Origin of the sequence: Hydrotalea sp. AMD, assembly GCF_004100315.1 — a bacterium.
GTDB classification, from domain to species: domain Bacteria; phylum Bacteroidota; class Bacteroidia; order Chitinophagales; family Chitinophagaceae; genus Hydrotalea; species Hydrotalea flava.
The window spans coordinates 1-5826 of the sequence record NZ_SCKY01000052.1 but is presented as its reverse complement, the minus strand read 5'-3'; the positions used below and the strand labels follow the sequence as shown (position 1 = coordinate 5826).

Here is a 5826-nt window from a genome sequence, read left to right as displayed (position 1 = left end):
TCTTCGTCTAACATTACTTTCTGATTTCGGATAACATAAATCCTATTTAGTATTTTTTGTTCTGCCACTAATGCCTGTAATTCTTTCTTTGCCATTGTAATTTTTTGATTGCGTAAATATAAAGTTTAAAAAACTGAAGATCGAAAATTGCAACTTCCAATTTGGATGACTACTACCAAGCCATACGCCGAGTAAAAATGTATGTTTGAAAAACTACGCTAAGGTTGGATACCACTATGAACGCAATCTGGCACAGCCTTCTATTGAAGTGGCTAAAAAAATGGCTAAACTTCTTGATACTACGGTTGGTTATTTGCTTGGTGAGACGGAAGAAGTAAATATTTTAAAAGACCCGGCTATGTTAAAACGACTGAATGAGATTAACTCTCTGCTTGATGAAGAAAAAAATCTATCCTCGTAACGGTTGATGCTTTCCTCCGTGATGCTAAAACAAGAAAAGCTTATGCATAAAAAAACCGCAGCGGTTGCCGCGGCTTTGTTGTTATCAATTTATCTTTTCCAGCCAATAATAAGAATAATAAGTAAAGGGATAAATATAAGTGCAGCTACAATCCAACCACCAAACTCTATATAAGCACTATCTCTGTTTTCATACTTTTTACCAATCTTTGCAATCTTATTTTTAGTATAGTATAGATAAACAAGAAGAATACACAATAAGAATGAGACACCTAAAATTCCTTTGTCAAAGTTTATGCTTTCTAATCCAAGATTACTCCTAACCAGTTTTTTGATGATTAGTATAACAAAAACGACATGTATAAAAATTGCAAAAAACACAACTCCACTTGCATTGTTTCTACTCAGCCATTCGCTATTGTTACGGTTAATATTTCGCCTGTATAATATCCAAAAAATATAATCGTACATATACATTTAGTATTTTCCTGAATCAAATAAATTTTCTGTAATGCTATGCCCAGTTTTTGCTTCCACAATAGTATTAGCTATAAAATAGGCAGCTCCTACTATCCAGCCTGCAACTGGCACTGAAGCACCCCCCCTCCGCGTAGTTTACCTTTTCAAATTTCATCATCTGGGCGTATGCTTTCAGCTACGCCCGGCATTTTGTTAATATTTACAACGACCATTTTATTAAAATTAGTCTTTTTCTAATTATGCAAATAATTTTGTACACATCATTACGCATAAAAAAAGGCAACCTTTTGCAAGATTGCCTTTTGGGTAGTAATGTCGGCTTACCTACCCACAGTTCTATCTTGCTGAACGATGTAAAAGCCGTGGTGAGGTTTTGAGATAGTAATGATTGAATGAATGTGCTTGGTAGCTAAAAGCTACGAATAAGATCGGCGTAGGCACAGCCAACGCCGAGGGAGAAAATTTAAGTTGGATAAACTACGATGGGGTGGGGTAAAGGTGATTATTGGATGAAATTTGCTACGGGTAGCTGGAAGCTACAAGAAATTACGGCGTAGACGTAGCCATACGCCGAGGGGAAATTTTATGTTGGATAAACTACGATGGGGTGGGTTATTTCACCGGTTTTTTTATTTTTTTCATATCGAACGTGCACCATTTCATCATCACCATTTGCATCATTTCCCTCCATTCCATTTAAATCAATATATCGAATAGGATTATTAAAACAATATACATACGGTGAAATATTCAGCATCCTATCTGCAAATGGGTCTATTCCATTCCATCTGCCTATTTGGGGGTCTTGCATTCTGGCGCCAAAATCATACAACTCTATACCACTGCCATCACTAAACTCCCGGTGCTGTAATTCCTTGCCATTGTATTTGTATGGGTTTTCTTTTCCGCCTGCTGCTTTACTGCTTATACCCGCCATTGTCAATCCAAATGGATAATAATGCGTCTCTTCCAATATCGGCCCTCGTGTATGCACTACCTGTACATTATCAAAGAACACATCTACCGGACTTTCATTGCTGCAGTAAATATAAATATACCCATTTTTAGGTATTTGTATACCCTGCATGCCGGCATCGTTATGGTGGTCTTTTACTACACCACTACTGCCTACCACACTAAAGCCACTGCTAATATACTGAAATAATAATGCTATACAAAATTATTAATATGGGTTTTTGCAAAAAATTCATGAGTGTTTAATATCAAATAAAAAAGCAACCTTTAACTATATGGCCTTTTTAAAGAATTTGTTGGCAGTGGTGGGGTTTTGAGGTAGAGGTGATTATTGGATGAAATTTGCCACGGGTAGCTGGAAGCTACAAGAAATTACGGCGTAGGCACAGCCATACGCCGAGGGGAAATTTTTATGTTGATATACTACGCTGAGGTAAGGGTATTTGTATCCCCTGCATAGTAGCATCATTATGATGGTCTTTTACTACACCACTACTGCCTACCACACTAAAGCCTCCGCTAATATACTGAAATAATAATGCTATACAAAATTATTGATATATTGAATGAAAATTGGTGATGGTAGATGAAAACTACAAAAATGTGCGGCGTAGGCACAGCCATACGCCGAGGGAAAAATTGAATTTTCGATAAACTACGCTGAGATGGGGTAATGATGTCGGCATGCCTACTCAGAGTTCTAACTTTTTAGAAAGTTTAACCGCAATATTGGCATTATGATTGAATGGTATTGCTGATTTGAAAAGGTAGCAGAAAGCTAAAAAACATTTATCATTAGACGCAGGCTTAAGTTAGGTGTAGGGTTTTGATATAGAGGTGATTATTGGATGAAATTTGCTACGGGTAGCTGCAAGCTACAAGAAATTACGGCGTAGGCTAAGCCATACGCCGAGGGGAAATTTTTATGTTGGATAAACTACGATGAGGTTGGGGGTTTTGATATAGAGGTGATTATTGGATGAAATTTGCTACGGGTAGCTGCAAGCTACAAGAAATTACGGCGTAGGCTAAGCCATACGACGAGGGGAAATTTTATGTTGGATAAACTACCCCGAGTTGGGGGTTTGAAGTATTATTTTACAACTATGTCCAGACAATAATGATAAAAAAATATTAGATTATATCGATCATTCTTCCTTTATTTCAACCTCTCCATCATTTGTCTATCTTGCCTTGCTTGGATTATAATTATTAAATACAAAGTTAAACCTGGTATTACTGAAAACGGAATCGTTTTAGGTTTATATATAATTTGTATTATGACAGAAATTACAATCAAAAAAGATAATAAAATTATACATATACGACCAGTTTTCGAAGCAAAAAAGTTAGGAACTAGCTTGATTTTATCTCCTGAATTTCTACTGTTATAATTATTAATAACAGTAAAAATAACTTCATTAATTTCAGTTTTACCTTTGATTATTTCTTGCTCAACAAAATTATATGTTAGCTTATCACCACTTCGCAAATATATACTTAACAATGCTGATGTATCCTTTGAAGAATCAAATACTCTAAATGACTTTATTTCATTGTATTGAATTACATCTTTTCTTTGAGTAATATCATTATCATTCCTATCTAAGATGTCAATGGAAAAATAATCATCAAAAAAGTTCAAAATAGCTGGATTGACAAAATGCTTTTGGAATCGCTTTTGAAAAATAAATGGAATAAACATTGTAATCACAATTAAAGTCTGTCCTATAACTATTAAATTTAATTCCATCATAATAAATAATGCTAGAAGTATCCCGAAGAGTAAAAATATTCCTGTAAAAATTATGTATTTTTTCCTTTTAATTAATTTAGTATTTAAAGTTATCATCAGTTTTTAAATTATTCTGAATTAGTAAGCTTTTCTGAAGAATTTATTTTTTTTGGGTAGCATCATAAGCATCTTTAGTAATTATAATCCCATCTAGTACAAATGATGCAATTTCACATTCGGGACATGCTATGATTAGTGCTCCAGAAATAAATCCCAAACCGAAAGAACTAGCATCACTCCAATTAAAACCCGTTTGTGCCATATGTGTAGCTGCCATGAAAGCACCAAGAGTGGCTCCAGCAAGACCTGTGGTTCTTGTTGCAATTCTCATTGTCTCTCCAAATCCACCTGTTCCTTTTGCTAAAGCTGTAGCACCATCCATTGCAAGATTATGTGAATCTAATGCAAGTCCTATAACATTACCAACTAGATTACCAATATCTCTTTTTTCAGAATTAGCATTATTATTTACCGATGAGGATAGCTCCTCATTTGTAACAATATGCCAATCTCCGTTTTTTCCTAATTCAACTGTTCCTGCATTTGAAACATAGCGTTTCTTATCTGAACCATCTCCATAATATTCCTCATTCGGATTTTTTACATCATCCGCTTTCTTCACATTATCATCCCAATAAACCCTACCGGTTGTTTTATTATGAACCCAATCATCATTTGAATTTTGTTTAATACTGAATCTTTTAGCAGGCCCAGCAGATCCCGGATAAAACTTAATATACTTCCAATTCTTAAACGAAGCAGCAGAAGTTGTATTGTCCCTAACACCATATTCACCTTCATATTCTTCCGCTTCCATCCCATCTTTATCTATAAACCGTTCCGGGTTATCCAATGCATAGTTATAGGGTGAATAACGGCGTATTTGCTCTGCCAATGGGTCTATACCATTCCATCTGCCTAATTGCGGGTCTTGCAGCCGGGCACCAAAATCATAGAGTTCTATACCACTGCCATCACTAAACTCCAGGTGCTGTAATTCCTTGCCGTTATATTTGTATGGGTTTTCTTTTCCGCCTGCTGCTTTACTGCTAATGCCCGCCATTGTCAATCCAAATGGATAGTAATGCGTCTCTTCAAGTATCGGCCCTCGTGTATGCACTACCTGCAAATTATCAAAGAACACATCTACCGGACTTTCATTGCTGCAATAAATATAAATATACCCATTTTTAGGTATTTGTATACCCTGCATACTGGCATCGTTATGGTGGTCTTTTACTACACCACTACTGCCTACCACACTAAAGCCTCCGCTAATATACTGAAATTGATCATTCAAAATAATATAATTTATATAAGCCCTCGGTACGGTGGAGGTGGTGGGTAACCTGCCGGATGTTAAAAAACTACCCACGCCACTACTATTGTTGCCTATACTACTTAGCTGGCTTCCCGTTAATGCCCCATGGGTGGCCGCTGCTAAGGGATTGGCGGGTGTGCCCAATAAACCGCTTAACAGGGTTAATATGGGTAAGTTGTAATTGGTATTGTCATTCGTGTTATTTTGGCTATAATAACTTTTGCCAAAAATATCAATAACATCACCGGCCATTACTTTTAGGGTAATGCCCAACCCACTCTTATCGCCAGTACTGCTGTTTAATTTGTATACCTGTGTACTATTGGCAGTAGTATTACTATTGGGGTTGTTGTTGGGTATGCCATTGTTATTGGGGTAGGTTGGCATAAACCGGGGGTTGGGTACAATGGCTGCCGGATTAATACTATAATATTGGTTTTCTATGTATGCAGCACTGGTATTGCTAGTTATGCTGCCTTCTACTGTAGCAGCAGGGTATATGTCTTGTTTTTGCTCATCGGTCAGTACCATTCGTACATTACCCAAATGGTCTTTAATAAAATAATCCATCGCAAAGCTGGCCGGTACACTGCCCAATGCGGGTATAAACCTTGCCCTGCCTTCTTCATGGCTAACAAACTGTAGCACATCGTTTTGATACACAAAACCATTAATATACAATGTGGCATTGGTAACAGCAGGGTTTAGGGTATTATCCGTTGTTATTTTTGCCAGCTTGTTACCCGATGCATCATATACATATTGAATGTTTCCTTTTGCTGTTACACTTACCTGTTGTGGCAGGTTTAAATAATTGTATTGTATGCTGCTAATG

General features: G+C 36.5%; 5 protein-coding genes. 1 reads left to right on the top strand and 4 read right to left on the bottom strand.

Features of this window, described 5'->3' with window-relative positions; all coding sequences use genetic code 11:
* Nucleotides 1-205: 205 nt before the first annotated feature.
* Complete coding sequence (locus EO766_RS17600; protein WP_218332125.1) at nucleotides 206-421, top strand: helix-turn-helix domain-containing protein; 216 nt, start codon at nucleotides 206-208, stop codon at nucleotides 419-421.
* A gap of 89 nt (nucleotides 422-510) precedes the next feature.
* Here the strand turns inward: EO766_RS17600 and EO766_RS17595 are convergent, their stop codons facing one another.
* The 4 genes from EO766_RS17595 to EO766_RS17580 all read right to left on the bottom strand — a co-directional run.
* On the bottom strand, nucleotides 511-891 hold the full coding sequence (locus EO766_RS17595) for a hypothetical protein (protein WP_143439110.1): 381 nt from the start codon (nucleotides 889-891) through the stop codon (nucleotides 511-513).
* A 592-nt stretch (nucleotides 892-1483) separates the two neighbouring features.
* On the bottom strand, nucleotides 1484-2035 hold the full coding sequence (locus EO766_RS17590) for an RHS repeat domain-containing protein (RefSeq protein ID WP_074419231.1): 552 nt from the start codon (nucleotides 2033-2035) through the stop codon (nucleotides 1484-1486).
* Between the two features lie 999 nt (nucleotides 2036-3034).
* Nucleotides 3035-3631: a hypothetical protein gene (locus EO766_RS17585; protein WP_287101693.1), complete on the bottom strand. Its 597-nt coding sequence runs from the start codon at nucleotides 3629-3631 to the stop codon at nucleotides 3035-3037.
* Nucleotides 3632-3770: 139 nt separating this feature from the next.
* Nucleotides 3771-5826 (bottom strand): RHS repeat-associated core domain-containing protein (locus EO766_RS17580; RefSeq protein WP_287101692.1); only part of this gene is annotated, 2056 nt, incomplete at its 5' end.